The sequence below is a fragment of the Furfurilactobacillus siliginis genome (genome assembly GCF_001437435.1).
GTDB lineage: Bacteria > Bacillota > Bacilli > Lactobacillales > Lactobacillaceae > Furfurilactobacillus > Furfurilactobacillus siliginis.
Map to the genome: position 1 here is coordinate 105,705 of NZ_JQCB01000003.1, position 24,580 is coordinate 130,284.

Here is a 24,580-nt window from a genome sequence, read left to right on the forward strand (position 1 = left end):
ACGCCCACAATCACCGTCTTTGCAATTGCTCGGGGCTTATCCGGGGCAGCTCACTCTCTGTTATTAAGAAAGTTCAAAAGAAACAAAGTAACGTATATCTGTCTACTGTGTTGACCTATACTCTAATTCGGGGGTGGGGAGATGGCCACACAAAAGGAGCTTGCAAAGCGACAGGAACTATTGGAACGAATTATGGTTGTGTTTAACCGGGATGGGTTTGCACGGCTTACGATGAATGACTTAATTAAAGTTATGGGCGTCTCACGTCGGACGGCATATAAATACTTCACGTCTAAGGAAGATGTTTTACACGCAGCAGTGCGTAGTTATCTTGATTACATAGAACAACTGGATTTGCCACAGCTGACCGGCGATGATGCCAGCTTTTATCGGCAATTACAAATGCTGTTTGACCAATCATTAACGTTAGCACGGACAATTTCGGATCAATTTCTGCAAGACCTGCGAATGACAGATGACGCTGATTATCGTAATCTGCAGGATGCATTGGCGCAGCAACAAAATCAGGCGGTCACGTACTATGAGGCAGGCGTCGAACGCGGCTTTTTTCAACAACGGGAATGGCCAGTCATTATCTTGCAGGATCGCGTTATGATTCGTAGCCTAATTGAGCGGCAGTTTTTACTGCGCAATAATTTGAATTTAAAAACGGTTCTGTTAGATTACTTTGAAATGAAAAAGGCGCAATTACTAATGCCAACTTATATCACAACTGTTAACGACCAACCGGTTCGGTTAATCATTGAATATTTTGTTAATGAATATAACCGGACCTTCTTGTAGGTGAGACTCGTGAAAAAAAGTGAACTTGATTTTACACGAGTAAATACGGTTATTACTGGCCTAATAGTTGGACTGATTACAGGTGTTGTGGTCAGTTTGTTTCGTTGGAGTATTGAACATGGTCTACTGTTGGTTAAATCTGCTGTCGGGGTACTGCATAAGCAGCCACTTTTACTGATTGTTGCTATTATTGTGATAATAATTGTTGGCGGCGTGATTGGATTACTTGTAAAAACCAGCCCACAGATTTCTGGCTCGGGGATTCCGCAAGTTGAAGGACAACTGGCTGGTGAATTTGATTTTCCATGGTGGACAACGTTATGGAAAAAGTTTGTCGGTGGTGTGTTGGCGATTGGTTCTGGACTGATGCTAGGGCGTGAGGGACCTTCGATTCAGCTAGGTGCGACTGTTGGTGATGGCTATGCACACTTAACGCAGAAGTCTGGTGCGCAACGCCGCGTCGCGATTGCAAGTGGCGCAGCAGCAGGACTTGCGGCAGCGTTTAACGCACCAATTGCGAGCACACTGTTTGTTTTGGAGGAAATCTATCACAATTTTTCACCGTTGGTCTGGTTAACCTCACTAACGAGTGCAGTCATGGCAAATTTTGTTTCGATGGTGATTTTTGGACAAACGCCGGTCTTACATATGGTCTATACAGCGCCATTACCATTGACGAAATACTGGCTGTTGCTTGGACTTGGTGTACTGCTGGGCTTATTGGGCAGATTGTATCAGGTCGTTTTACTACGACTGCCACAATGGTATGCATATTTACCGTTACCGCGTTATTTACATGGCATCGTTGCGATGTTGTTAACGCTCCCCGTCGCCTGGTGGTTTACTGACCTTTTGGGTGGTGGCAACAGCGTAATTTTGCATTTATCACAGTGGCAATTGGGTACAGGTATGTTATTGCTTGTGTTTGTCATCCGCTTTGTGTTTTCGATGGTGGCCTATGGATCTGGTTTGCCAGGTGGCATCTTTCTGCCAATTTTGACTTTAGGTGCAGTTATTGGTGCATTGTACGGTCACGTGATGGTGGTGCTGGGTGTTTTATCGGCCGGCTATGTCACAAATTTGGTAATAACCGCCATGGCAGGGTACTTTGCTGGAATCGGTAAGGCACCATTTACGGCCATCTTGTTGATCACAGAAATGGTGGGTTCTTTGAAACACCTCATGCCACTTGCAGTTGTCAGTTTGGTCGCCTATATCACTGTTGATCTGTGTGGCGGTGCACCAATTTATGCGACGCTGTTAGAGCGGATGGTGACGCCACAAGCAATTCAAAAGCACAGTTACACGGATCGATTGGAAGTGCCAGTGTTTGAAGCATCCTTTTTAGCAGGTCATCAAGTGCGCGAATTCAAATGGCCAGCGCAGTCACTTTTAATCGAAGTGACGCGCGGTGAACAAACACTGATTCCACGAGGTGACACTGTGTTACGTGCTGGGGATACATTGGTGTTAGAAGTACAACATCATGAGCAAGCGTTGATTCGCAAACAGGTTGCTGAAATGTCGGAACAGCCCGATGTGCGAACCGGTGATTAGTTGGTAAAAACTAGCAATCAGTAGTGAATTATGTTAAATTTATTTAGACATACCGCACGATTTGAATGGGAGGAAACGTTTTGTACAATTTCTTATTAACCGCACTGATTGTAATTGCGATCATCATTATCATTGCAGTCATGATGCAACCCACGAAAACGGATGACGCTTTGGGCGCCTTATCTGGCGGCGGTGCAAACGACTTATTTGCTCAACAAAAGTCACGCGGCTTTGAAGGCTTTATGCAGCGGGTTACAGTAGTCCTGGGCATTTTGTTCTTTGGCATCGCCTTGGCGTTAGTGTACCTATCTTCACATAAATAGATAGTGATTAACGGTAAGCGATTGATATAGGCGGTGAAAGTGACCTGGGGTCACTTTCTGTTTGTGTGACTAAGGCTGGGCGAAAACCCGGCCTTTTTTAGTACCGTCAAGTGGGAGGAACACGCATGACAGTTCATTTTAGACAACCAGAGCCACTGTTTATTGAAGCAGGTCCCAAAGCAGTTTTACTGTTGCACGCCTATGCGGGGAGCAGCAATGATATGGGAATGCTTGCGCGCGCGCTTGCACGAGCAGGATATACAGTATCGGCACCAATTTTTACTGGTCATGGGACGCTGGAGCCGAGTGATATTTTGACAGCAGGTAATGTGCCACAGTGGTTAGCTGATGCCCAGACGGCACTTGCAATGCTACGGACACGCGGGTATCACGATATCGCTGTTTTCGGTTTATCAATGGGCGGGTTATTTGCCACACGACTGTTGGAACTAGACCCAGAGCTTCTAGGCGGTGGGACCTTTGCATCACCTGTGATTCGTGTTGGAACAACTAATGTACCGCAAAGTTTTTTGGCATTGAGTCAAAAAGTGTACGCACGTCAAAATTTGGATCAAGCGCAAATCCAGAACCGCCTGCTTTGGTTACAAGAGCGTCAGCCCAAACAACTACAGGAGATTCAGGATTTTGCTCATGATGAAGTGGCGGCTAATTTGTCGTTGATTCATACACCATTCTTTGTCGGACAGGGAACGGCTGATGAAATGATTGATTCTGGAACTGGTACTGCTGTGGCACAGCGGCTAACAGAACTTGAAAAGCACGTCACGTTTAAGATATATCCCGGTGCCGGCCATGTACTGACGGTTAATACTGCGCACAAGCAGCTAGAACAAGATGTTTTGGCATTTTTAACAACTTTATTTGATAAATAAACATAACAATGAAATTGAGGGAATTATGACTGATAGTAATTTACAGCAACAAATTTTAGACTACCTAGGTGAACATCAAGATGGCGCCTACGCTGCGGCTGAAATCAGTACAGCGCTAGGGTTGCCTGAAAATGAATTTACATTAACGGTACAAGCCTTGGCTGGCTTAGAGCGGAATGGCAAGGTAGCCGTAACAGACAACAGCAAGTGGGCATTAGTACAACCTGCTGCGCAATTAGAAGGTATTTTTCACGGTAACGATAAAGGATTTGGTTTCGTCGCTTACGACGAGGAACAACCAGATGCGTACATCAACCCTGATCACACGATGCATGCGATGACTGGTGATACTGTCCAAATGAAAATTTTGCGTCCCTCCAAAAAAGGCTCAGATCGTGGACCTGAAGGTGAAGTGACGAAGATTGTTGACCATCACTATGTTCAAGTGGTCGGTGAATTCCGAGCAAAGCGCGATTCTAAGCTCCCATCTGTCATTGGTGAGGTTTTACTGAAAGATAAGAAGCTTGGCAGTTACACATTTAACGTGTTGGATGCTGGGTTACATCCTGTTGACGGGGAAGTTGTAACTGCAGATGTAACTGAATATCCAACTGACATGGCACCACAATTAATGAGTGGACTCGCTAAAAAGGTCATCGGGAATGCTGATGAACCAGGAATTGATATTTTACAGATTGTTTATGCGCATGATGTACCATCTGAATTTCCTCAGGAAGTTTTAGATGAAGCAAATGCCATTCCCGATACTGTTCAGGAGGCTGATAAAGCTGGCCGTATTGATATCACTGACCAACCATTAGTGACGATCGACAGCATTGAAAGTAAAGATTTGGATGATGCTGTTGTTGTAGAAAAGCTTGATAATGGTAACTACCATCTTGGTGTGTCAATTGCCGACGTTAGTTATTACGTGAAGGAAGGCTCTGCTTTAGATAAAGAAGCGTACCGTCGCGGAACTTCTGTATACCTGACTGACCGTGTTATTCCAATGTTACCTAAACGTTTATCAAACGGGATTTGTTCGTTAAATGAAGGTGTCGAACGCCTGGCGATGACCTGTGACATGGAAATCGATGCATCGGGGAAAGTGGTTAGCCACAAGATTTACCCGAGTTTGATGCGGAGTCATGCGCGTATGACCTATAAGGCCGTTAACAAGATTCTTGAAGCACATGATGCTAAGACTATGGAGCGCTACGATGACCTAGTCGGTATGTTTGAGGATATGGGTGCGTTGCACCGGATCTTAGTTAAGCAGCGGCATGCCCGTGGTGCCATTGATTTTGATGCACCTGAAGCAAAAATCATTGTTGACGAACAAGGCCACCCAACTGATATTGAACTACGGGAACGTGGTTTAGCAGAGCGCATGATTGAATCATTCATGTTGGCTGCTAATGAAACTGTTGCAGAACATTACGATAAGTTGCACGTGCCATTCCTGTATCGGATTCATGAAACACCAGATGGCGAGCGAGTTAAGAGCTTCTTTGATCTCTTAAATGTCTTTGGCATCAACGCTAAAGGTGATCCTAACAACTTAAAGCCTAAGATGTTACAAACGGTGTTGAAGCAAGTTGCTGGTACACCTGAGGAACAAATGGTTCAGACAATGATGTTGCGTTCCATGAAGCAAGCTAAGTATTCCGATCAACCACTCGGTCACTTTGGACTGGGTGCAGAATACTACACGCACTTCACGTCACCAATTCGGCGGTACCCAGATGACATGGTGCACCGAATGATTCGTTGGTATGACGCAGAAGGGACAACTGACGCTGCCAAGGCGAAGTATGCAGATGTATTACCACAAATTGGTAAAGATACATCTGAACGGGAACGCCGCTCAATTGACACTGAACGTGCAACTGACGATATGAAGAAAGCTGAATTCATGGCTGACCACGTTGGTGAAGATTTCGATGCTGTGGTGAGCTCTGTTCTGAAATTTGGGATGTTCGTTGAATTGCCAAACACCGTTGAAGGCTTAATTCACATTTCAAACATGAACGATGATTTCTACGACTTTGATGAAAGCCACTTAGCCCTCATCGGTTCACGGCATCACCACATCTTCCAAATTGGACAACCAATCAAGGTTCATTTGGAAAAGGTTGATAAGGATGCTGCAGCAGTGGACTTCACGATTCTTGATCCACGTACCGCACCAACAACGGACATTCGCGTGCCACATGAGAACCGTGGTAATGGCGGTCGTCGGAACGGCAATGGCGGCAACAGTCATGGTAATCGTAATTTCCACAATAATGCGAAACGTGACGAGAAAAATGGTGGCAAGAAGTTCAACCACTACCAAAGCAACCGGAACCACTCTGGTAAGGGTGGCAAAACCAATGTACACGATACGCGCTCTAAATAAATAGCTAGTTGTGATAAAAAGGAGGCGTGTTCATGGCGAAGAAGCCAAAAAGTAGTAATGACGCGCTGGCAAATAACCGAAAAGCGCGGCATGAGTATTCGATTTTAGAGACCTACGAAGCCGGTATGGAACTGACTGGTACAGAAATAAAGTCGGTTCGGTCCGCGCGGATTACCATTGGGGACGGCTTTGTCTCGATTAAAAATGACGAAGCATTCTTGATGAACGTCAATATTGCTGAATTTACCGCTGGCAATCGGTTTAACCATGATCCACTACGGTCACGTAAATTGTTACTGCACAAGAGAGAAATCGGTAAGTTACAAGCTGCCATCGCCCAAAAGGGGATGACAATCGTGCCACTGAAGGTTTACATCAAACATGGATTTGCTAAGGTTCTGATTGGTGTTGCTCAAGGTAAGCACGCTTATGATAAACGGGAAGCTTTGAAGAAACGTGATCAACAGCGTGATATCGACCGCGCTTTGTCACAACGATATTAGGGTTTTAATGTAAAAAGCGTTTGGGACATAAGTTATCTGTCCCGAACGTTTTTTGATTTGTGCGCTTAAATAGTAAAAACGTGGACCAAAAAAGGGATCTACAACAAAATTGCTTATGTCGTAGATCCCTTTTGAAATTCAATTTAGAACAGGTTGATTACCACCAACCGTTTGACTGCCAGAAGGCTTGGGCACCGGCCCATGAGCCGTAGCGTGAAGTTGCGTATTGGCTAGCAACACGTTCTTGATTAGCTGCTGATAAATCACCATGTAATTTATCTAAACTTAATTGGTATTTACCGTAGTATTGACCGTTAGTAGCGTTGTAGTTACCGCCTGATTCACGGGCAGCGATGTAAGCTTGCGCAGCACTGTCAGAGCCAGAAACTGCAGGTGCAGCGGCCTGTTGAACAGGTGCAGCAGCTTGTGCGTGGTAAACGGGTGCGGCAGTTTGCTGAGCTGGTTGTGCTGCAGCAACTGGTGCTTGTGTCGTAGTTGTTTGAGTAGCAGTCCCATCAGGAATGATCAGGTTCTGACCAACAAGGATAACGTTACCATCGTTTTCCAATTGGTTGGCGTTGATGATAGCGTCAATCGTTGTGTTGTTTTCTAAAGCTAAAGCAGACACAGTGTCACCAGATTTAACAGTGACGTTTGAGTCGGCGTTTGCAACAACGTTACCAGCAACAAGTAAAGCACCGGCACTTAAAGTAGTAGCTAAAATTTGTTTGATCTTCATATGGATAAATACACTCCTATTTCTTGTATGGCAACGCGCTAAGTTGGCGTTGCGCTTGGTGACCTCTCACGACGATTCGCGATGAGGTGTTGTTCTCTTTCAAACAACGATGCTTACTATACAGGGTGCAAATAACAGTGAAATACCGCAGAGGTTACAAATTTCGCTGTAATTGTCATATTTCGACGGATTTGCAACACTTCGTAATAGTTAAAGATTTGTTTATAGTTGATTTGCTGATGGAAAATAAAAAGCCTATCATATCAACCTTTGCAGGCGATTGATAGGCTTTGAAAAGCTTTATTTAAGGTGATCAAACGCTGATCTGACGCGAAAACGAACACTTGTTCAAGATGAAATTTGACAAGCAGTTACTCACGGCATTTTGGGTTTTATTTGTTTCGATACTCTGGGCCTAACAACTTTGCTTCGTGGGCGAGACGAGTCTGACGATGGTGGGCTAGCTTGCGGGCGTTTTGTTTACCCCAGCGATCCATGATGGCAGCAATTAATAAACAGACCGGTTCTGCAGAATGATTGGCGACGCTTAATTGATCATATTGCCCATCGTGTCCCATAACAGGATGCATGCTGGCGATAATGTGAGTGCCATGATAAATCTTATATTTACCAGAGACGAGATTACCCATGACGACCCAATTTAAGCCGCGGATATAAATTACTTCACGCCAAAAGCCAAGTGATCTGACAACGGATCCAACCTCGCGGCCATTATAGTAAAGTGCAAACTTAGGCATTAGCCCTAAAGATAGTTGTTTTGCCTCAGCGAGTTCTTCACCAGTTGGTGTCGTGGCCAACATCTGTGCACGTGACCAACCGAACTGACCAGAAATTAGATAAGCAGTTTGCTGTTGATCATCTAATACTGGGCGAACGCCATTTAACACGTCAGCAGTTTGCTTAATAAATAATTGTCGCATTGGTGGCCCCCAACTTTCTAAACCATGTTTTCCTGCTGTTATTGTACCACGTTGGCTTGTTTTGGAAGGCGGTTACATTTATGCTGAAAGTGTGTAGCTGTGAATGTATTTTATCGGATGATTCTGCTACAATAAACCTTGAGGTGCTGGGAATGAAACCGTTTATTCATAATGACTGGTGGCCGGTTTTACAGCCTGAGTTTGAGCAGGCTTACTACCAGGAGTTACATAATTTTTTGAAGCAAGAATATCAAACAGAAACAATCTATCCAGATATGCAGCATATCTTTACAGCTTTTGATTGGACGCCATTTGCTGATGTTAAGGTCGTGATTTTAGGGCAGGATCCATATCATGGGCCACACCAAGCATTCGGTCTCAGTTTTGCTGTGATGCCAGATGTACAAGTACCACCGTCGTTGAAGAATATTTATAAAGAGTTAGACAGTGATCTCGGCATTGCACCGGTCAATCATGGATTTTTGAAGCGTTGGGCACAGCAGGGGGTATTGCTGCTTAACTCAGTTTTGACTGTACGGGATGGGCAAGCTTTTTCCCACGCGAATAAAGGTTGGGAACATTTAACCGATGTCGCGATTCAAAAGTTGTCTGAACGTGAAGAACCAGTTGTCTTTATTTTGTGGGGCCGAGCCGCTAGAGATAAGATAAAACTGATTGATTTAAGTAAGAACATTGTGTTGCAGTCGCCACACCCCAGTCCGTTATCTGCACACAGAGGATTCTTTGGTTCAAAACCATTTTCAAAGACCAACGATGCTTTGATCGCCATGGGTGAGGAACCAATTGATTGGCAATTGCCAGAGCATGTTTCAATGAGTGATTTAGATTAAACACACATTATATGGAGGCGTTATGACAATGGATTTATTTGACGGATTAAAAGCAAAAATTAGTGGACAAGAAAAGACGATCGTATTCCCTGAAGGTGAAGATCCGCGGGTACTTGGTGCCGCAATTCGGTTAGCAAATGATAATTTAATCAAGCCAATCGTGCTTGGTGACACAGCGGCGGTTGAAGCAACTGCCGCTGAGAATAACTTTGATGCGAGTGGTGTGTTGTTACTAGATCCAGCAACGTATCCAGAAGATAAAAAGACTGCAATGCTGGATGCTTTAGAAGAACGTCGTGCTGGTAAGAACACGAGAGAACAATTGGCTGAATGGCTAAAAGATGTAAACTACTTTGGCACGATGCTCGTTTATATGGACCAAGCAGATGGGATGGTCTCAGGTGCTGTACACCCGACTGGTGACACGGTGCGTCCCGCTTTGCAGATTATCAAGACAAAGCCCGGTGTTAAACGAATCTCAGGTGCTTTCGTGATGCAAAAAGATGCTGAACGCTACATCTTTGCTGATTGTGCCATCAACATTGAACTAGATGCTGCGGGGATGGCCGAAGTTGCTATCGAATCTGCGCACACTGCTGAAGTGTTTGATATCGAACCTAAAGTTGCCATGCTAAGTTTCTCAACTAAGGGTTCTGCTAAGGGTGACATGGTTACCAAAGTTCAGGAAGCAACAAAACTTGCTAATGAACAAGCACCGGATTTAGCTTTAGATGGCGAATTACAATTTGATGCAGCGTTTGTTCCAAGTGTTGGTGCTTCAAAGGCACCTGGTTCAAAGGTCGCTGGTCACGCAACCGTGTTTGTCTTCCCAGAATTACAATCAGGCAACATTGGCTACAAAATTGCACAGCGTTTCGGTGGCTTTGAAGCAATCGGACCAATTCTGCAAGGGCTGAACAAACCTGTGTCAGATCTATCACGTGGGGCCAATGAAGAGGATGTCTACAAGGTAGCAATCATTACAGCTGCGCAATCATTGGCTTAATTGAATCAGCAAATAAAAATCGCAATGTTAGAGGGGGCTTGTCACCGTTTAACATTGCGATTTGTTATTATAGAAGTAATTAAGAAACATGAGGGGAACGACATGAAGTCAATTACAACGATTGGCGCTGAGGAAACGCAGGCATTAGGGCAACAATTAGCAGCGCATTTGCAAGCAGGCGACGTTATTTTACTGGATGGTGACCTTGGTGCTGGTAAAACGACCTTTACCAAGGGCCTAGCAACAGGATTAGGCATCAAACGCCCTGTTAAAAGCCCAACGTTTACGATTATTCGCGAATACCAGGAAGGAAAATTACCGCTTTACCATATGGATGTTTATCGATTGGAAAATGGTGGTGGAGATGAACTAGGCCTGGATGAGTATTTTAATGGTAATGGTGTGAGCGTTGTGGAATGGTCACCATTTGTGACTGATGAACTCCCAGAAGCACGCTTAGTCATTCATTTGACGCGTGATGAGGCAGATGATGACTTACGCCACTTTGTGTTTGAGGCGCATGGCAATCGTTATGAACAGCTACTAAATCAATTGGAGGCAGACCGACATGAGTGAAGCAACAGTAGATATTCGCCCGGCGACAAAAGCTGATGCAGCCGCATTATTGACTTTGTTACCACAGTTGCAGAAGGAATCGACGACCTTTACCGCTGAACCGAGATTAGGTGACGTGACTTTAGCAGATGAAGCAGCGCAGCTTGAAGTATTGATGGCTTCATCACAGAACCATCTTATGGTGGCCGATTATGGTAATCAATTGATTGGCTTAGCTAGTGTTTTTGCAACGGGCCCCAATGTTGCTGAAATTGGGGTTGCGGTCTTGAAGCCATATTGGAATGAAGGATTAGGTTCTGCCTTAATGGAAGAATCGTTGTATTGGGCTAAAACAGTTAGCACGCTGCAGGAAATCGTGCTCACAGTGCAACTCGAAAACACGTACGCAAAGCGCCTGTACCGTAACCTAGGGTTTAAAGTTACCGAGTCCACAACCGTCGAAAATGCCGTCGGTGATATGGTTCCGGCGCAAAAGATGACTCTAGCTGTGCGTCACCATGATCGAGCTGACACGGTCGATTAGTGTCCCCCAGCGCCAGGTCATTAGCAAGTTCGCTTCGCTCACCGTCGACCAGATGCGACACCTTACCACTGCGGGCTTTGCGAATTCTTCGCAGCCCTTCGTTCACGGTGTTACATCTGGTCTCCATTGCTAATGACCTGGCGCTGGAGGAGTATTTTGCCCGCCTTGCGGGCAAAACACAAGTGCAGTGAACGTCGAAGTAAACTCGCCGCCACTGTGACTGTCACGGCCAACGTTCACTTTAAGTAATAGTTAACTGCAAACTCAAATAGCCGCTCTGACAAGCTACGTACACGTAGACTGTTAGAGCGGCTATTTGCTTTTACGTCTGACTTTTACTTTGGCGCTAACGGGTTTGTGCCGCTCGCAAGGCGAGCGACACTCTCCGTCAAAACAGGGTAACAGTGATGGCGGGAAACTAGCCTGCCGGGAGTGAAGGGCTGCGAAGGATTCGCAAAGCCCGCAACGGCAAGGTACGCTAGTTTTACGCCTGCGAACGCAGTGAGCTCACTGTTATCCTGTTTTGTCGGAGACACTCACCGTTGCAGAAACAAAACGTCTAGGTTAATTTAACGAACGGCTTCAACGCCGCCGCGCCAAATTGCTGATCTTGATAAATCAAAATGTTCGCGCAAGCAAGACTGTCATCCAGCGCATTATGGTGATGCTCTAAGTTGACATGCAGCCGTTCACTAACCGTATTTAATTTGTGGTTAGGAAAATCGGGGAAGAAGCGCCGACTGGTCTTAACTGTGTCTAGAGTCAAGTAATGCGCAGGTGCAAACCCAAAGTGGTCTAGGGAACTCTTTAGCACACCGTTATCAAAGGGTGCATTGTGTGCAACAACCAGTTGATCATTGGTATAAAACTGTTGAATGTGCGGCCAAACCTCTGAAAAGGTTGGTGCATCGGCAACGTCACTGGCATGAATGCCGTGAATTTGCGTGTTGCGCCATGAGAACTCAACGTCTGGTTTGATAAGCGTGTAAAATTCGTCCACCACAGCATTGTTACGGACGACGGTGAGCGCCAATGAGCAGGCGCTATGCCGTTGTGCGCTAGCTGTTTCAAAATCCATCGCAACAAAATTCACGAGCAGACCTCCCTTAATAAAGTAGATTCAGAATGTGTAGTAGTTTAAGTCGTTTCAGATTAGAAGTAAAGGATTAGCCTAAATCGGTTAGTTCTAGTTCGACCGGACAGTGATCTGACCCCATAATTTCATTGTGGATTTTCGCATCGACAAGTTTGTCGACAAGCTGATTGCCGACGACAAAGTAATCGATGCGCCAGCCTGCATTGTTGTCGCGGGCGTGAAAACGGTAGCTCCACCAAGAATAAATGCCGGTTTGGTCTGGATAAAAATGGCGAAAACTATCGGTGAAACCGCGGCTGAGTAGTGCTGTGAAGTTTTCCCGTTCGGTATCCGTAAAGCCCGCATTGTGATGATTTGACTGGGGATTCTTTAGGTCGATCGTTTCGTGCGCAACATTGAGATCACCACAAAAGATAACTGGCTTGTTTTCGTTTAAACGTGTTACATAATCGGTGAAGGCCTTATCCCAATGATCGCGAAATTCCAGCCGTTTGAGCGCTTGTCCGGAGTTTGGTGTGTAACTGGTCATCAAGTAGTAATCTTTATATTCTAATGTGATGACACGGCCTTCATGATCGAATTCATCGACACCGATACCGTATGTGACCGCTAAAGGTTCTTGCTTAGTGAAAATGGCAGTACCCGAATAGCCAGCTCGATCGGCGTAATTCCAGTATTGGTAATAGTCAGGCAGGTTGACCTCAGCTTGACCGGCATGCATCTTCGTTTCTTGGATACAGATTGCATCAGGATTTAAATCTAGTACTGTTTGTTCGAAATCTTTTTTTAAAACAGCGCGAAGGCCGTTGACGTTCCATGAGAATAACCGCATATGCAGACATCCTTTCTCTTACTGAAGTCATTTTACCACAGCCACTCCGGTGAGAAGGGGTCGGGTAATTACTGAAAGCGTGGTAAAATGAAACGAGTTTGAACTACTGATGAAGGAGTAATGGTGAGAGACATGCAACAACTTGACTTACAAGCAACTTTTCCTGGGTTGACGGTGATGCAAAATGAACCATTAGCCCACTATACAAATACAAAAACCGGTGGTCCCGCAGATTGGTTAGCATTTCCTAAAACACGTGAAGAAGCGGCTGGTTTCGTGACATTTGCACGCGAACATGACATGCCGCTAACGGTGATCGGTAACGCCAGTAACCTAATTGTTCGTGAAGGTGGTATTCGTGGGCTTGTGCTCATTTTGACGGCTATGAAAGCTATTTCTGTTACAGATAACGTGCTGACTGCTGATGCAGGAGCGGCCCTGATTGAAGCGACAGAAGTAGCCTACCAGCATAATTTGACTGGTTTTGAATTTGCTGCCGGCATTCCCGGAAGTGTTGGTGGCGCTGTATTCATGAACGCGGGCGCGTACGGTGGTGAGGTAAAGGATATCATTACGAGCGTCGATGTGTTGACGCGTGATGGTGTCTTTAAAACATATCCAGCGACCGTAATGGACTTCTCGTACCGACACAGTTTGGTGCAGGAAAATGGTGACATTGTGTTAGGCGCACAGTTTACGTTAGCCGCTGGTCAAGCAGCTACGATTCGTGCACAGATGGATGATTTGAACGCACGGCGAGCTGCTAAACAGCCACTGGAGTATCCTTCGTGCGGTTCTGTGTTCAAGCGCCCAACTGGTTACTTTGCTGGTAAGCTCATCACTGACAGCGACTTGCGTGGCTACACCAGCGGTGGCGCGCAGGTATCGCGTAAACATGCCGGGTTCATCATCAACGTTGGTGGTGCGACCGCGACAGACTATTTAGCAGTCATCGCGCATGTACAAGAAACGGTGTTTACAAAATTTGGTGTGCACTTAGAAACTGAAGTTCGCATCATTGGTGAAAATTAAGCATTCCTTATTATAAGAACCGTTGCAGGCTAAGTGATTGGTCATTCAACGGTTTTTTTGTATTATTAAAGGTAACTGAGTTTACGTGTAAAGGGGGCGACTGAACGAATGAATATTATTGAAGCGGTCATTATTTTGGTGGTGTTAGTTTTACTATCCAATGTATTGAGCCATTTTTTAACGGCGGTGCCAGTTAGCTTGATTCAGGTGACACTGGGATTATTATGGTCGTTGATTTTTCATATTACGATTCCCTTGGAGACCAATTGGTTTTTGCTGCTTTTTATTGCGCCATTGCTATTCAACGATGGTCGGCGATTTCCAAAACGAGAGTTATGGACACTGCGGGGTCCAATTATGGCCAATGCGGTGTTGTTGGTGTTTTTAACGACAGTGTTAGGCGGCTGGCTGTTTCATTTGTTGATCCCCGGATTGCCACTGGCAGTTGGGTTTGCACTGGCCGCTATTTTATCACCAACGGATCCGATCGCAGTCACGTCAATTGCTGAACAAGTTGAGCTACCACCGGCAATTATTCACTTAGTCAGTGGCGAGAGCCTGATCAATGATGCAAGTGGATTGATTGGTTTTAAATACGCGTTGGCCGCAGCTGTCACCGGTACATTTTCATTGTGGTCCGCCACTGGCGATTTCTTGTATACCAGTTTGATCGGCTTTGTGATTGGGTTTGTGGGGATGACTGCACTACAAATGCTACGTGAAGTATTACGACGTTCAGGGATTAATGATCCCGTGTTTAACACGGTACTACAGTTAATGAGTCCTTTTGTGATTTATCTTGGTGCAGAAGCAGTGCATGCGTCTGGCGTAATTGCAGTCGTGACGGCAGGTGTTTTGGCTCATGTATCGGAAAACCGTGTGGTGGAGGATTTACCAGAACAACGGTTACTGGTAGAACGTACTTGGGACATTATTGTTTACATTTTAAACGGGATTGTGTTCGTGATTCTAGGAGACGAGTTGCCGCATGCGACGCGTGAAACGATTGCTGATCCAGCGACTGGAACATTAGGCGCGATTGGGTATGTCGTCGTTATTTGGCTGATTTTATTCGTATTACGAGCAGGCTGGATCTACGTCTATGCAAGGATTGGACGTTTATGGGGTAAATGGCGCGGTCACGTAACCACTGGCAAACCGGTAACCGTAGCGACAGCTATCATTTCCGGTCTGACTGGGGTTCGTGGCGCCATTACGCTGGCAGGGGTGTTGACCATTCCAGCAACCGTTCAATCTGGTGCGGCATTTCCAGAACGGTCGTTGATTCTATTTATTGCTGCAGGTGTAATCGTTATGAGTTTAGTGATTGCAGCAGTTACATTGCCGCTAGTTAATAATCAAAATGCCGTCCTACTGACTCGTGGTAGTCAGGTCGACAGTCTTGAAGAGCTAACCGCCGACGAGGATATGACAGACGAACAGGCCAAGATGCTGATGTCAAATGACGAAGCGAAGGTTTACTTGTCTAGAACCGCTGTGAGAACATTGGAAAGCTTACGCCGAGCTGAAAATCAACGGGCCGCGTATGACTTGATTTTGGATTATCAATTCATCATTCGGCGTTTGCAAATGCGCACGCGACCGTCTGCGGAAGTGCAGCATATGATTGATTTTGAAAGGCAGCTTCGTCAGGTCGCTTTAGAAGGAGAACTGGCACAGTTGGAAGAATTACACGCTGATGGCAAAACAAGTAGTTGGAACTTTCGGTACTATCAGCGCCAAATCAAACAGCGTCTGGCAAGTAACGAATCAAGACAACGTCGCGATTCATTACCTGCTTGGCGAACAGCGCGACGCTTATTTCGACATGGATTACGGCGCGTGCGCATTTTGCTGACGGGTAATGATATGGCTGGGTTCAAGCAAGAACGGAGCTTGATTGAACGTGAAACGGCTAAAGCGGCGATTCGGCGGTTATCAAAGTTCTTTAAGGCCCATGAAGTCCGCAAGCAAGTGCAGCAACGACAAAGTATTTATCATTTGATTGTTCATTATCGCTACCGGATTGAACGCCGTACACCGGCTGTTAGTCCAGACCCACGGCATCATAAGTATGATGAGAATCTGCGGGAACTGCGTGTACGAGCATTAGCTGCGGAGCGAACGGCTGTAATGGAATTGCAGGATGCTGGACGAATCACCCCGACGATGGCCGCAAATTTACGTCAGTACGTCAATTATTCTGAAAACGTGTTGATGCTCGGTGAAGATTTACAAACTGAGGCGACCCGTTAGTTACCTAGGCGGAACGGTGGTTGTCTGCTATACTTATGGTTGTATTTGAGGAGGCCTACGAATGTCATTTGATCCCAGCGCGTGGTTGACGTGGGAAACAGCAGCTCGCTTACTAGATATATTAGTTATTTGGTTCGTTATCTATGAGCTGATTTTACTGTTACGCGGCACCAGAGCGGTGATGCTTTTCCGTGGTATCATCGTCATTATCATTATTAAAATTGCCAGTTGGTATTTGGGCTTAGCCACTGTTTCTTGGGTGACTGACCAGATCATTAACTGGGGGGTCATTGCCTTAGTTATTGTTTTTCAGCCAGAAATTCGTCAAGGACTTGAACGCCTTGGTCGGGGATCCTTTATTCAACGAGGACGGGCTGCTCATGATGATGAAGAAAAGCTGATTGATGCTTTAGATAAGGCTATTCAGTACATGAGCAAACGGCGAATTGGGGCTTTGATTTCCATTCAGATGGAGACCGGGTTGGAAGAATATATTGAGACCGGGATTGACATCGATGCAGATGTGACCGGTGAATTATTAATTAATATTTTTATTCCAAATACACCGTTGCATGATGGTGCTGTCATCATTAAAGACAATCGGATTGCTTCGGCGACGGCCTATTTACCGTTGTCAGATAGTAATTTGATTCCTAAAGAGCTGGGTACAAGGCACCGTGCCGCTGTCGGTATTAGTGAAGTGACCGACGCCTTAACTGTTGTGGTGTCTGAGGAAACTGGTGAAGTCATGTTTACCCGCAACAATGAAATGATGCGGGACTTGTCGCAGGAAGATTATCTAAACTACTTGCGTAAACAGATGATTCCAGTCGAACCAGAACGCCATAACTGGTTCTTGGACATTGTGAACCGGATTTTTAAGGGGGGTGGTCAGAAATGAAACATTTCAACCGCTTCCTGAACAGTGCTTGGTTTTATCGACTAACAGCGCTATTGTTTGCGTTGGTGTTAGTTGCTTACGTCAATAGCACGAGTGATAACAATACACGTCTTTCACGGCAGTCAAAGACCAGCGAAGTTTCATCATTGACATCAACTAAGACAAAGACGGTGTCAGTGCCGTTGCAGCTAAACATTAATTCAAATAAGTACTTTGTGACCGGCTATCCTGAACGTGTAAAAGTTAAATTAACGGGACCGGCAGCGTTGGTAACAGCAACGTCCAACACGCAAAACTTTAGCGTGCAGGCCAATCTTAAAGGCTTGTCGATGGGCAAGCATACGGTTTCGTTGCGTGCTGATGGGATTAACAAAGAATTAAGTTATCAGATTATGCCCAAGCAAATCACGGTCACAATCGCAAAACGTAAAACAATTCGTGTACCGGTGCATGTTAAGTATGATGCTGGTAACCTTGCAACCGGTTATGAGGTGGGGACACCAACAACTTCGGTAAGTAACGTTACAGTAACCGGTGCGACTGATGAAGTTGATCAAGTAGCTCAAGTGATTGCACCAATTAACTTAACTAAAAATGCAACAAGTACCATTAGTGAAACTGTACAACTTGAGGCACAAGATGCTAATGGACATACGGTAAACGTAGTGATGACACCGGCGACAACAGTGGTCAGAATTCCGATTACCTCGAATGAAAGTTCGAAAAAGGTATCGATTGATTATCAACCTAAAAATGGGGCTGCTGATCGTAGCTACAGTATTAGTGGGGATGTTTCTAGCCTGACCGCTTTTGGAACCAAGGCAGGAATCGCCAAACTAAAGGATAGTATTGCGGCTAGTGTTGACGTTGCTGGATTGCCGGTTGGTACAACAAAGCAACAGATTTCATTGACACCGGATATTAGTGGAATCAAGAGTTACTCTGTAACCACGGCGAATGTGACGATCAAAGTCACTCAAGGTACGGATGGTTCGATGTCAGATAATGCTGCAGAGCGCAGTGCGCCTGTGCAATCAAGCAGTAGCGATGATACAAGCACAGCTTCAAGTAGCAGTGCTGATGCTGCATCTTAATTTAGCTGGGATTAGAAATGAGGATAATGAAATGAAGTATTTTGGAACCGATGGTGTACGCGGGGTGGCAAACCAAGATTTAAGCCCTGAATTAGCTTTTAAATTGGGACGTGCAGGTGGTTACGTGCTAACTGAACACGCCGAAAAAGATCATCAGCCCCAGGTTCTTGTCGCTCGGGATACCCGAATTTCTGGACAGATGTTAGAAGAAGCGCTTGTCGCAGGATTACTGTCTGTCGGAATTGAAGTCCTTAAGCTTGGCGTCGTTACCACACCTGGTGTTGCCTATTTGGTTCGGGTTCAACAAGCTGATGCCGGTGTTATGATTACGGCGTCACATAATCCGGCAGCGGATAACGGAATTAAATTTTTTGGTGGCGATGGGTTTAAGCTTTTCGATGCTTTGGAAGAAGAAATTGAAACCCTGTTAGATGCCCCAGAAGACAAGTTGCCACGTCCCTCAGCACAAGGTCTTGGGACTGTGGAAGACTATCAAGAAGGCGCTGCTAAATATACCCAATTCCTAGCGCAGACGATTCCAGATAAATTAACTGGGTTACACATTGCGGTCGATGCCGCAAACGGTGCTACCAGTAAGCTTGTTTCTCGTGTGTTTGCCGATGTTGATACGGAATTTGATACGATGGCCACCTCACCAAATGGACTAAACATCAATGATGGCGTTGGTTCAACGCATCCTGAAGCCTTACAGAAGTTTGTGGTCGAAAAAGGTGCTGACATGGGGGTTGCCTTTGATGGTGATGGTGACCGGTGTATTGCAGTTGATGAGCTTGGGAACATCGTCAACGGTGACAAAATTATGTATATCTGTGGTAAGTACATGAGCGAACATGGGCGTTTGAAGAAGGACGTCGTTGTGACGACAGTTATGAGTAACATTGGCTTGTACAAAGCCTTAGAAGGCAACGGCATGCATAGTGTGAAGACAAAAGTCGGTGATCGTTACGTCGTTGAAGAGATGTTGAAGAATGGTTATAACGTTGGTGGAGAACAATCTGGGCACGTTATTTTCCTTGATTTCAACACCACTGGTGACGGTATGCTTACTGCACTGCAACTGATGTACATTGTTCAAGTGACTGGTAAGAAGTTATCTGAGTTAGCAGCCGAAGTGAACACATATCCACAAAAGCTGGTTAATGTTAAAGTAACCGATAAAAAACTTGCCTTACAAAATGAAGCGATTAAGGCTGCAATTAGCAAAGTTGAAACACAAATGAACGGCGACGGGCGCGTGTTAGTGCGTCCTAGTGGTACTGAACCATTGCTGCGTGTGATGGCTGAGGCACCAACGCAGGAAATTGTGGACGGTTACGTGGATGAAATTGCCGCAGTCGTTCGTGAAGAAGTTGGCGTTAAATAAGCATTGATAGAGCAGTTCCCTTGATAAAAGAACATGGCATCAAAGTTTGGGCGACAGTAACCTGACTTTGATGCCATGTTCTTTTTTGATTGGTAAAATGATAATCCACTGTTGACCTGCGAGATTGATGATGTTCAATCCGTAATATATTGGCGATGCAAGTATACCAATTTAGATTCATTGCTTGACCAAAGTATATTGTAAGCCGTAATATTAATCATGTTATCGGAACCATAAAAATCAAAATAAGTCTATACCGATTTACGGGAGAGAATGCTATGTGTGGAATTGTCGGTGTTACAGGGAACGAAAATGCAGTTGCAATGCTCATGGAAGGGTTACGACGGCTTGAGTATCGTGGGTATGATTCAGCAGGTATCTACGTAAACGATCAAAGTGGTCAAGATTACTTGGTTAAAGAAAAGGGTCGGGTAGCAGATCTTGCTAAAGCAATCGATAGTAAAGTTCATGGCAGCACTGGAATTGCGCATACGCGTTGGGCTACTCATGGTCAGCCAAGTATTGCCAATGCGCATCCGCAAGTTTCAGCGGATGGTCGTTTTTACTTGGTTCATAATGGGGTCATTGAAAACTACCGTGAGTTGACTGAAACATACTTACAGGATGTAACATTGGCCAGCGAAACAGATACAGAAGTTGTGGTACAACTGATTGCACGCTTTGTTGAACATGACCACATCACCACTTTAGAAGCATTCCGTAAGGTGTTGTACCTTATTGGTGACTCTGCTTATGGATTTTTGTTAATGGATCGCGAACAACCGGACACTTTGTATGTTGCTAAAAACAAGAGTCCATTACTTGTGGGTGTTGGTGACGACTTTAATGTTGTTTGTTCAGATGCAATTGCCATGTTGAAATACACGCATGATTTCATCGAAATGCAGGATGGCGAAATCATGATTTTAACACCTGGAAACGTAGATATTGAAGATGAAGAAGGCAATCATATCGCTCGTGAACCATTCCATTTAGACATGGATGCAAGTGAAGCCGACAAAGGCACGTATCCACATTACATGTTGAAGGAAATTGATGATCAGCCTGCAGTAATGCGCAAAATCGTCCAAACATACTTCAATGAAGATGGTGAACCACAGATTGATGGCGCCCTGTTGACAGATTTGAAGGCTGCCGATCGCTTGTACATCGTTGCTGCCGGAACGAGTTGGCATGCTGGGTTAGTGGGTGCTAAATTATTTGAACGGCTGGCGCATGTGTCAGCGGAAGCATTTGTTGCATCCGAATTTGCTTATGACACACCAATGCTGTCAGAACATCCATTCTTTATTTTCCTTAGTCAAAGTGGTGAAACAGCTGACTCACGAGAAGTTTTAACGCAGATTAAGGCTGCTGGCTATCATAGTTTGACACTAACCAACGTGCAAAATTCAACGTTGTCTCGAGAAGCAACGTATACGATGGCTTTAGAGGCCGGACCTGAAATTGCCGTTGCTTCAACCAAGGCCTATACCGCACAAATTGCTGTTGAGGCAGTGATTGCTAAGGTTCTGGGTGAAACGCTGGGACAGGATGCTGCACGAGACTTTGATTTAGCTAATCAATTGGGCTTGGTTGCAAATGGTATTCAGGCGTTAGTTGATCAAAAGGAAGTCTTTGAAGAAATTGCTAAAAATAACTTTGTCGACCAACGTGATGCTTTCTACATTGGACGTGGCATTGACTACGCGTTATCGCTAGAGGCTTCACTAAAACTCAAAGAAATTACGTACATTCATTCTGAAGGGGTTGCAGCTGGTGAATTGAAGCACGGCCCAATTGCATTGATTGAGGCAGGAACACCAGTCATTGGTGTTATTACACAAGCTAAGACGGCCGGCTTAACGAGAAGCAATCTGGCAGAAACAGCTGCTCGCGGTAGTCATATTATGACCATTGTCAGCAAGTCACTGGCTAATGCACATGATGATATTGTGTTAGAAGATATTGATGAATTACTGAGCCCATTGCTGGCGATTATTCCTGCTCAGTTGATCTCGTATTACACGAGCTTACTGAAGGGACTAGATGTGGATAAACCACGGAACCTGGCCAAGAGTGTGACGGTACAGTAGAGACTTAGACAACAAGTAAAGTTTGTGCGACGATCTGATTTTTTGGATGAAGCACAAGCTTTTTTTGTTACAAATTTTTGCGAAACGGTGTTAAGGGTTGAAATAAAATGAGTTCTTGTTATAATTGGACTATACCAATAGAGAAAAAGGAGATTCATCATGAAGGTTATTATCGTAAAAGATGCTGTTGCCGGTGGGAAACAAGGATTTCAAGTATTCAAAGATGCATTGGAAAATGGCGCGAAAGTATTTGGCTTAGCAACTGGTAGCACACCAGTTTCAACATACGATGAAATTACTAGTTCTGACCTTGATTTCAGTAAGGTAACATCAGTTAACCTGGATGAATACGTCGGTCTTGGTGCTGACCATCCACAAAGCTATAACTACTTTATGCATGAACACTTCTTTAACAAGAAACCATTCGCACAATCATACTTGCCCGATGGTTTAAATAAGGACGCAGCTGCTGAAACAAAACGCTACGATCAAGTTATCGCTGATAACCCAATCGACTTAGGTATCCTGGGCTTGGGACGTAATGGGCACATTGGTTTTAACGAACCTGGCACAGCCTTTGATTCAGGTACACACGAAGTCAAATTGACTGAATCAACGATTGCAGCTAACGCACGTTTCTTTGAAAATGAAGAAGAGGTTCCTAAGTTAGCTTATTCAATGGGCATTGGCTCAATTTTAAAAGATAAGCAAATTTTGCTAGAGGCTTACGGTGCCGAAAAAGCAGATGCCGTTAAGGGCATGATTGAAGGTCCCGTTACAACGGACCTACCTGCTAGTGCATTACAAAACCATGATAATGTCATCGTGATTATCGATGAAGCAGCTGCAAGCAAATTGAGCAAGAAGTACTAGAAAGTTATTGAGAACAATAAAAGCCGTATCAATTCGTGACCACACAGGTGATCGCGATTGATACGGCTTTTTGTTACTGTTGATTTAAAATTTGAATTTGGTAATAGAAAGATTAAAAAACGGATAGACAAGCATGCAAATCCGTGCTAACTTTAAATTACCATTTAATTACTTCCTCTTTCAGCACATTCACCCCAATGATGTGTTGGAACATGGTTCAACTGCAAGTCAGGTGGACCGAACCTAAATGGCCCTTGAAAGGAACCGATGCCCGTCGGTTCCTTTTTTGGTGTCTTTAGAATGACTAACCAACCTGGTTTTCACTGAGGATAGCCGAAACAAGTTCCTGTATAGCAGGTGTTTTGGTCCATTCTTCCCAGCTGGTCATATCCCAACCTTGCATCAGAAAGTGATGATTAATATAGTCTTCATACTTGATAACGTTCGCTGAGCGGGGGATGTTTAGTTTTAGGATACGAACTTCGCCAATCAGCTTATGTTCAGCTGCATATTCAGCCCGGCCGTTGTGCACCATGTTACCAATTTCCATGTACCGCGTGCCGTCGTTACGTGTAATTTCTTCGATCATATCGAGTGTTTCTTGACCCGGTTCCGCCAATGGTGCAGGTTCTTCTGCCATAATAATGAGCAAACTCCCTTCAAATGATGTGTGCTCCTATTATTACACGGAATGAGACAAAACAAAAACCACCGTTTCGCAACGGTGGCCGGCATAAGAGAGAAAGAGAATTGATTAGAAGGTAATTACTAAATACCTTACAAAGAGAGTTTATCTAAAAATGTAAGCGCTGTCAATAGGATTAAATAAACTTTTTGCCGGATTTTGTAGAAGTTCTAAAAGATGACTATTTCAAAGTGTAAGCGGTTACAAAAGACGTAAAAAAAGGTAGAATAGAGGTAACAAAAGAAAGGGAGATGATCTGATGAGCTTCGAAATTGAACTTGCGATAATTGCAGTATTAGCGTTGGCAACAATGATTGGCTTAGGTGCATGGGGTCTCCACGATGGACGGCACTTACACACTTAGTAATTGCGGTTAGAAGGGTGGCTTAAACATGGCCAAAAGCTTAATTGGACGTAGAATTTTAGTGAAACAGACGAATGGCGTGCAGGTCATTGATGTGATCGATGATCCACAACATTTATCTTGGGTTTCCGTTAGTGATGATACGATTCGTCAAGATCACCAACCACTTAATTTGGTGACTTTGAATGACGGTTGCTATCAGCTAAGCTGGGTCGGTCTACATGGCGTCATGAATGTGATTATGGATTTCAATCGGCACACACTGCAGGGAATTTCATTTGATGAGAATGATCCGCAGCCATTTGATGGCAGTGTGCAACTACTAAATGATGATGGCACGCCTGATATGGAACCATTTACCAATCGCCAGTTAGTTATCGCATTTTGGAATGCGTTCTTTAATCAGCATCGTGCGTCTGCGGCCAAGGAATATCTAGATGCTGATTTAGTTCAGCATAACCCAAGTATTGCGGACGGCGCAGAGGCGTTTGCACGTTTCTACAGTCCCTTGTTTGGACCTCAGGGGAGTTTACGCGTTGCCCAGCGGACAATCGTCAACGTGGCAGAATCCGATGATTTGGTTTATCTGCACTGCATGCGAAAAGACGCACCTGACGCGGACGCAGTGGCAGAGGTTGACGTGTTCCGTGTTCGTGGCGCCAAGTTAGTTGAACACTGGATTGTAAAACAACCGTTCCCGAACCACAGTGCAAATGCGCATCCCATGTTCTAACTATGCTCACGGGGGGCTTTGTCCCCCAGCGCCAGGCCATTAGCAAGTTCGCTTCGCTCGCCGTCGACCAGATGTGACACCTTACCACTACGGGCTTTGCGAATTCTTCGCAGCCCT

Annotated in this window: 23 protein-coding genes; 18 read left to right on the forward strand and 5 right to left on the reverse strand. The window is 44.9% G+C overall.

From position 1 onward, the window contains the following. Positions 1-141: 141 nt before the first annotated feature. The 6 genes from IV55_RS03135 (at position 142) to smpB (ending at position 6,481) form a co-directional block, all read left to right on the forward strand. Positions 142-804, forward strand: a complete 663-nt coding sequence (locus IV55_RS03135) for a TetR/AcrR family transcriptional regulator (RefSeq protein WP_057809281.1) — start codon at positions 142-144, stop codon at positions 802-804. Beyond that, positions 805-2,361 (forward strand): ClC family H(+)/Cl(-) exchange transporter, encoded by a 1,557-nt coding sequence (locus IV55_RS03140; RefSeq protein WP_057809283.1) that lies wholly within the window; start codon positions 805-807, stop codon positions 2,359-2,361. A gap of 80 nt (positions 2,362-2,441) precedes the next feature. Beyond that, entirely contained in the window at positions 2,442-2,684 is a 243-nt protein-coding gene (gene secG / locus IV55_RS03145; RefSeq protein WP_057809285.1) for a preprotein translocase subunit SecG, read from the forward strand. Positions 2,685-2,809: 125 nt separating this feature from the next. After that, the gene (locus tag IV55_RS03150; RefSeq protein ID WP_057809286.1) at positions 2,810-3,577 is read left to right on the forward strand and encodes an alpha/beta hydrolase; all 768 of its coding nucleotides are present in this window, start codon (positions 2,810-2,812) and stop codon (positions 3,575-3,577) included. A 25-nt stretch (positions 3,578-3,602) separates the two neighbouring features. Then, positions 3,603-5,978, forward strand: a complete 2,376-nt coding sequence (rnr, locus tag IV55_RS03155; protein ID WP_057809288.1) for a ribonuclease R — start codon at positions 3,603-3,605, stop codon at positions 5,976-5,978. 32 nt (positions 5,979-6,010) lie between these two features. Next, the gene (smpB, locus tag IV55_RS03160) at positions 6,011-6,481 is read left to right on the forward strand and encodes an SsrA-binding protein SmpB (protein WP_057809290.1); all 471 of its coding nucleotides are present in this window, start codon (positions 6,011-6,013) and stop codon (positions 6,479-6,481) included. Between the two features lie 157 nt (positions 6,482-6,638). On the opposite strand, the gene apf is transcribed toward smpB, so the two are convergent. Both apf and IV55_RS03170 read right to left on the reverse strand, forming a co-directional pair. After that, the gene (apf, locus tag IV55_RS03165) at positions 6,639-7,220 is read right to left on the reverse strand and encodes an aggregation-promoting factor (RefSeq protein WP_057809292.1); all 582 of its coding nucleotides are present in this window, start codon (positions 7,218-7,220) and stop codon (positions 6,639-6,641) included. Between the two features lie 392 nt (positions 7,221-7,612). Further along, positions 7,613-8,161 (reverse strand): LURP-one-related/scramblase family protein, encoded by a 549-nt coding sequence (locus IV55_RS03170; protein WP_057809294.1) that lies wholly within the window; start codon positions 8,159-8,161, stop codon positions 7,613-7,615. A gap of 152 nt (positions 8,162-8,313) precedes the next feature. Here IV55_RS03170 and IV55_RS03175 point away from each other — a divergent pair, with 152 nt between their 5' ends. The 4 genes from IV55_RS03175 (at position 8,314) to IV55_RS03190 (ending at position 11,117) form a co-directional block, all read left to right on the forward strand. Further along, positions 8,314-9,012 (forward strand): uracil-DNA glycosylase, encoded by a 699-nt coding sequence (locus IV55_RS03175; protein WP_057809296.1) that lies wholly within the window; start codon positions 8,314-8,316, stop codon positions 9,010-9,012. Between the two features lie 28 nt (positions 9,013-9,040). Next, on the forward strand, positions 9,041-10,018 hold the full coding sequence (pta, locus tag IV55_RS03180; protein WP_057809298.1) for a phosphate acetyltransferase: 978 nt from the start codon (positions 9,041-9,043) through the stop codon (positions 10,016-10,018). A 102-nt stretch (positions 10,019-10,120) separates the two neighbouring features. Next, positions 10,121-10,594, forward strand: coding sequence for a tRNA (adenosine(37)-N6)-threonylcarbamoyltransferase complex ATPase subunit type 1 TsaE (gene tsaE / locus IV55_RS03185; protein WP_057809300.1), 474 nt, complete (start codon positions 10,121-10,123; stop codon positions 10,592-10,594). Further along, positions 10,587-11,117 carry a GNAT family N-acetyltransferase gene (locus IV55_RS03190; protein WP_057809302.1) on the forward strand — a complete coding sequence of 177 codons (531 nt, stop codon included), beginning with the start codon at positions 10,587-10,589 and terminating at the stop codon, positions 11,115-11,117. Before tsaE ends, IV55_RS03190 begins: the two co-directional genes overlap by 8 nt. Positions 11,118-11,676: 559 nt before the next feature. On the opposite strand, the gene IV55_RS03195 is transcribed toward IV55_RS03190, so the two are convergent. Together IV55_RS03195 and IV55_RS03200 are read right to left on the reverse strand one after the other, a co-directional pair. Continuing rightward, positions 11,677-12,210 (reverse strand): 3'-5' exonuclease, encoded by a 534-nt coding sequence (locus IV55_RS03195; protein WP_057809303.1) that lies wholly within the window; start codon positions 12,208-12,210, stop codon positions 11,677-11,679. Positions 12,211-12,283: 73 nt separating this feature from the next. Then, the gene (locus IV55_RS03200; protein ID WP_057809305.1) at positions 12,284-13,045 is read right to left on the reverse strand and encodes an exodeoxyribonuclease III; all 762 of its coding nucleotides are present in this window, start codon (positions 13,043-13,045) and stop codon (positions 12,284-12,286) included. Positions 13,046-13,177: 132 nt separating this feature from the next. On the opposite strand from IV55_RS03200, the gene murB reads away from it, so the two are divergent. The 7 genes from murB to nagB all read left to right on the forward strand — a co-directional run bounded on the left by murB (position 13,178) and on the right by nagB (position 22,681). Next, complete coding sequence (gene murB, locus IV55_RS03205) at positions 13,178-14,077, forward strand: UDP-N-acetylmuramate dehydrogenase (RefSeq protein WP_057809307.1); 900 nt, start codon at positions 13,178-13,180, stop codon at positions 14,075-14,077. A 108-nt stretch (positions 14,078-14,185) separates the two neighbouring features. Next, a complete protein-coding gene (locus IV55_RS03210; RefSeq protein ID WP_057809309.1) occupies positions 14,186-16,333 on the forward strand; it encodes a cation:proton antiporter in 2,148 nt (715 codons plus the stop codon). Positions 16,334-16,394: 61 nt separating this feature from the next. After that, entirely contained in the window at positions 16,395-17,234 is an 840-nt protein-coding gene (gene cdaA / locus IV55_RS03215) for a diadenylate cyclase CdaA (protein WP_057809311.1), read from the forward strand. After that, positions 17,231-18,328 carry a CdaR family protein gene (locus tag IV55_RS03220; RefSeq protein ID WP_057809313.1) on the forward strand — a complete coding sequence of 366 codons (1,098 nt, stop codon included), beginning with the start codon at positions 17,231-17,233 and terminating at the stop codon, positions 18,326-18,328. Before cdaA ends, IV55_RS03220 begins: the two co-directional genes overlap by 4 nt. A 31-nt stretch (positions 18,329-18,359) precedes the next feature. Next, positions 18,360-19,712, forward strand: coding sequence for a phosphoglucosamine mutase (gene glmM, locus IV55_RS03225; protein WP_057809316.1), 1,353 nt, complete (start codon positions 18,360-18,362; stop codon positions 19,710-19,712). A gap of 278 nt (positions 19,713-19,990) precedes the next feature. Further along, positions 19,991-21,808 (forward strand): glutamine--fructose-6-phosphate transaminase (isomerizing), encoded by a 1,818-nt coding sequence (gene glmS, locus IV55_RS03230; protein WP_057809318.1) that lies wholly within the window; start codon positions 19,991-19,993, stop codon positions 21,806-21,808. A 159-nt stretch (positions 21,809-21,967) separates the two neighbouring features. Further along, positions 21,968-22,681, forward strand: coding sequence for a glucosamine-6-phosphate deaminase (gene nagB / locus IV55_RS03235; RefSeq protein WP_057809320.1), 714 nt, complete (start codon positions 21,968-21,970; stop codon positions 22,679-22,681). Positions 22,682-22,985: 304 nt separating this feature from the next. Here the strand turns inward: nagB and IV55_RS03240 are convergent, their stop codons facing one another. After that, on the reverse strand, positions 22,986-23,321 hold the full coding sequence (locus tag IV55_RS03240) for a hypothetical protein (protein WP_057809322.1): 336 nt from the start codon (positions 23,319-23,321) through the stop codon (positions 22,986-22,988). Positions 23,322-23,758: 437 nt separating this feature from the next. Here IV55_RS03240 and IV55_RS03245 point away from each other — a divergent pair, with 437 nt between their 5' ends. Continuing rightward, complete coding sequence (locus IV55_RS03245; protein ID WP_057809324.1) at positions 23,759-24,463, forward strand: nuclear transport factor 2 family protein; 705 nt, start codon at positions 23,759-23,761, stop codon at positions 24,461-24,463. The last annotated feature ends 117 nt before the right edge of the window (positions 24,464-24,580 follow it).

Bases quoted from the DNA above. Each gene is read 5' to 3' on its own strand.
- IV55_RS03245 (WP_057809324.1), top strand. From the start codon at position 23,759: ATGGCCAAAAGCTTAATTGGACGTAGAATTTTAGTGAAACAGACGAAT.
- IV55_RS03200 (WP_057809305.1), bottom strand. From the start codon at position 13,045: ATGCGGTTATTCTCATGGAACGTCAACGGCCTTCGCGCTGTTTTAAAA.
- IV55_RS03135 (WP_057809281.1), top strand. From the start codon at position 142: ATGGCCACACAAAAGGAGCTTGCAAAGCGACAGGAACTATTGGAACGA.
- IV55_RS03220 (WP_057809313.1), top strand. From the start codon at position 17,231: ATGAAACATTTCAACCGCTTCCTGAACAGTGCTTGGTTTTATCGACTA.
- murB (WP_057809307.1), top strand. From the start codon at position 13,178: ATGCAACAACTTGACTTACAAGCAACTTTTCCTGGGTTGACGGTGATG.
- smpB (WP_057809290.1), top strand. From the start codon at position 6,011: ATGGCGAAGAAGCCAAAAAGTAGTAATGACGCGCTGGCAAATAACCGA.
- IV55_RS03150 (WP_057809286.1), top strand. From the start codon at position 2,810: ATGACAGTTCATTTTAGACAACCAGAGCCACTGTTTATTGAAGCAGGT.
- apf (WP_057809292.1), bottom strand. From the start codon at position 7,220: ATGAAGATCAAACAAATTTTAGCTACTACTTTAAGTGCCGGTGCTTTA.
- IV55_RS03170 (WP_057809294.1), bottom strand. From the start codon at position 8,161: ATGCGACAATTATTTATTAAGCAAACTGCTGACGTGTTAAATGGCGTT.
- glmM (WP_057809316.1), top strand. From the start codon at position 18,360: ATGAAGTATTTTGGAACCGATGGTGTACGCGGGGTGGCAAACCAAGAT.
- nagB (WP_057809320.1), top strand. From the start codon at position 21,968: ATGAAGGTTATTATCGTAAAAGATGCTGTTGCCGGTGGGAAACAAGGA.
- IV55_RS03240 (WP_057809322.1), bottom strand. From the start codon at position 23,321: ATGGCAGAAGAACCTGCACCATTGGCGGAACCGGGTCAAGAAACACTC.
- pta (WP_057809298.1), top strand. From the start codon at position 9,041: ATGGATTTATTTGACGGATTAAAAGCAAAAATTAGTGGACAAGAAAAG.
- rnr (WP_057809288.1), top strand. From the start codon at position 3,603: ATGACTGATAGTAATTTACAGCAACAAATTTTAGACTACCTAGGTGAA.
- cdaA (WP_057809311.1), top strand. From the start codon at position 16,395: ATGTCATTTGATCCCAGCGCGTGGTTGACGTGGGAAACAGCAGCTCGC.
- glmS (WP_057809318.1), top strand. From the start codon at position 19,991: ATGTGTGGAATTGTCGGTGTTACAGGGAACGAAAATGCAGTTGCAATG.
- IV55_RS03210 (WP_057809309.1), top strand. From the start codon at position 14,186: ATGAATATTATTGAAGCGGTCATTATTTTGGTGGTGTTAGTTTTACTA.
- tsaE (WP_057809300.1), top strand. From the start codon at position 10,121: ATGAAGTCAATTACAACGATTGGCGCTGAGGAAACGCAGGCATTAGGG.
- IV55_RS03175 (WP_057809296.1), top strand. From the start codon at position 8,314: ATGAAACCGTTTATTCATAATGACTGGTGGCCGGTTTTACAGCCTGAG.
- IV55_RS03190 (WP_057809302.1), top strand. From the start codon at position 10,587: ATGAGTGAAGCAACAGTAGATATTCGCCCGGCGACAAAAGCTGATGCA.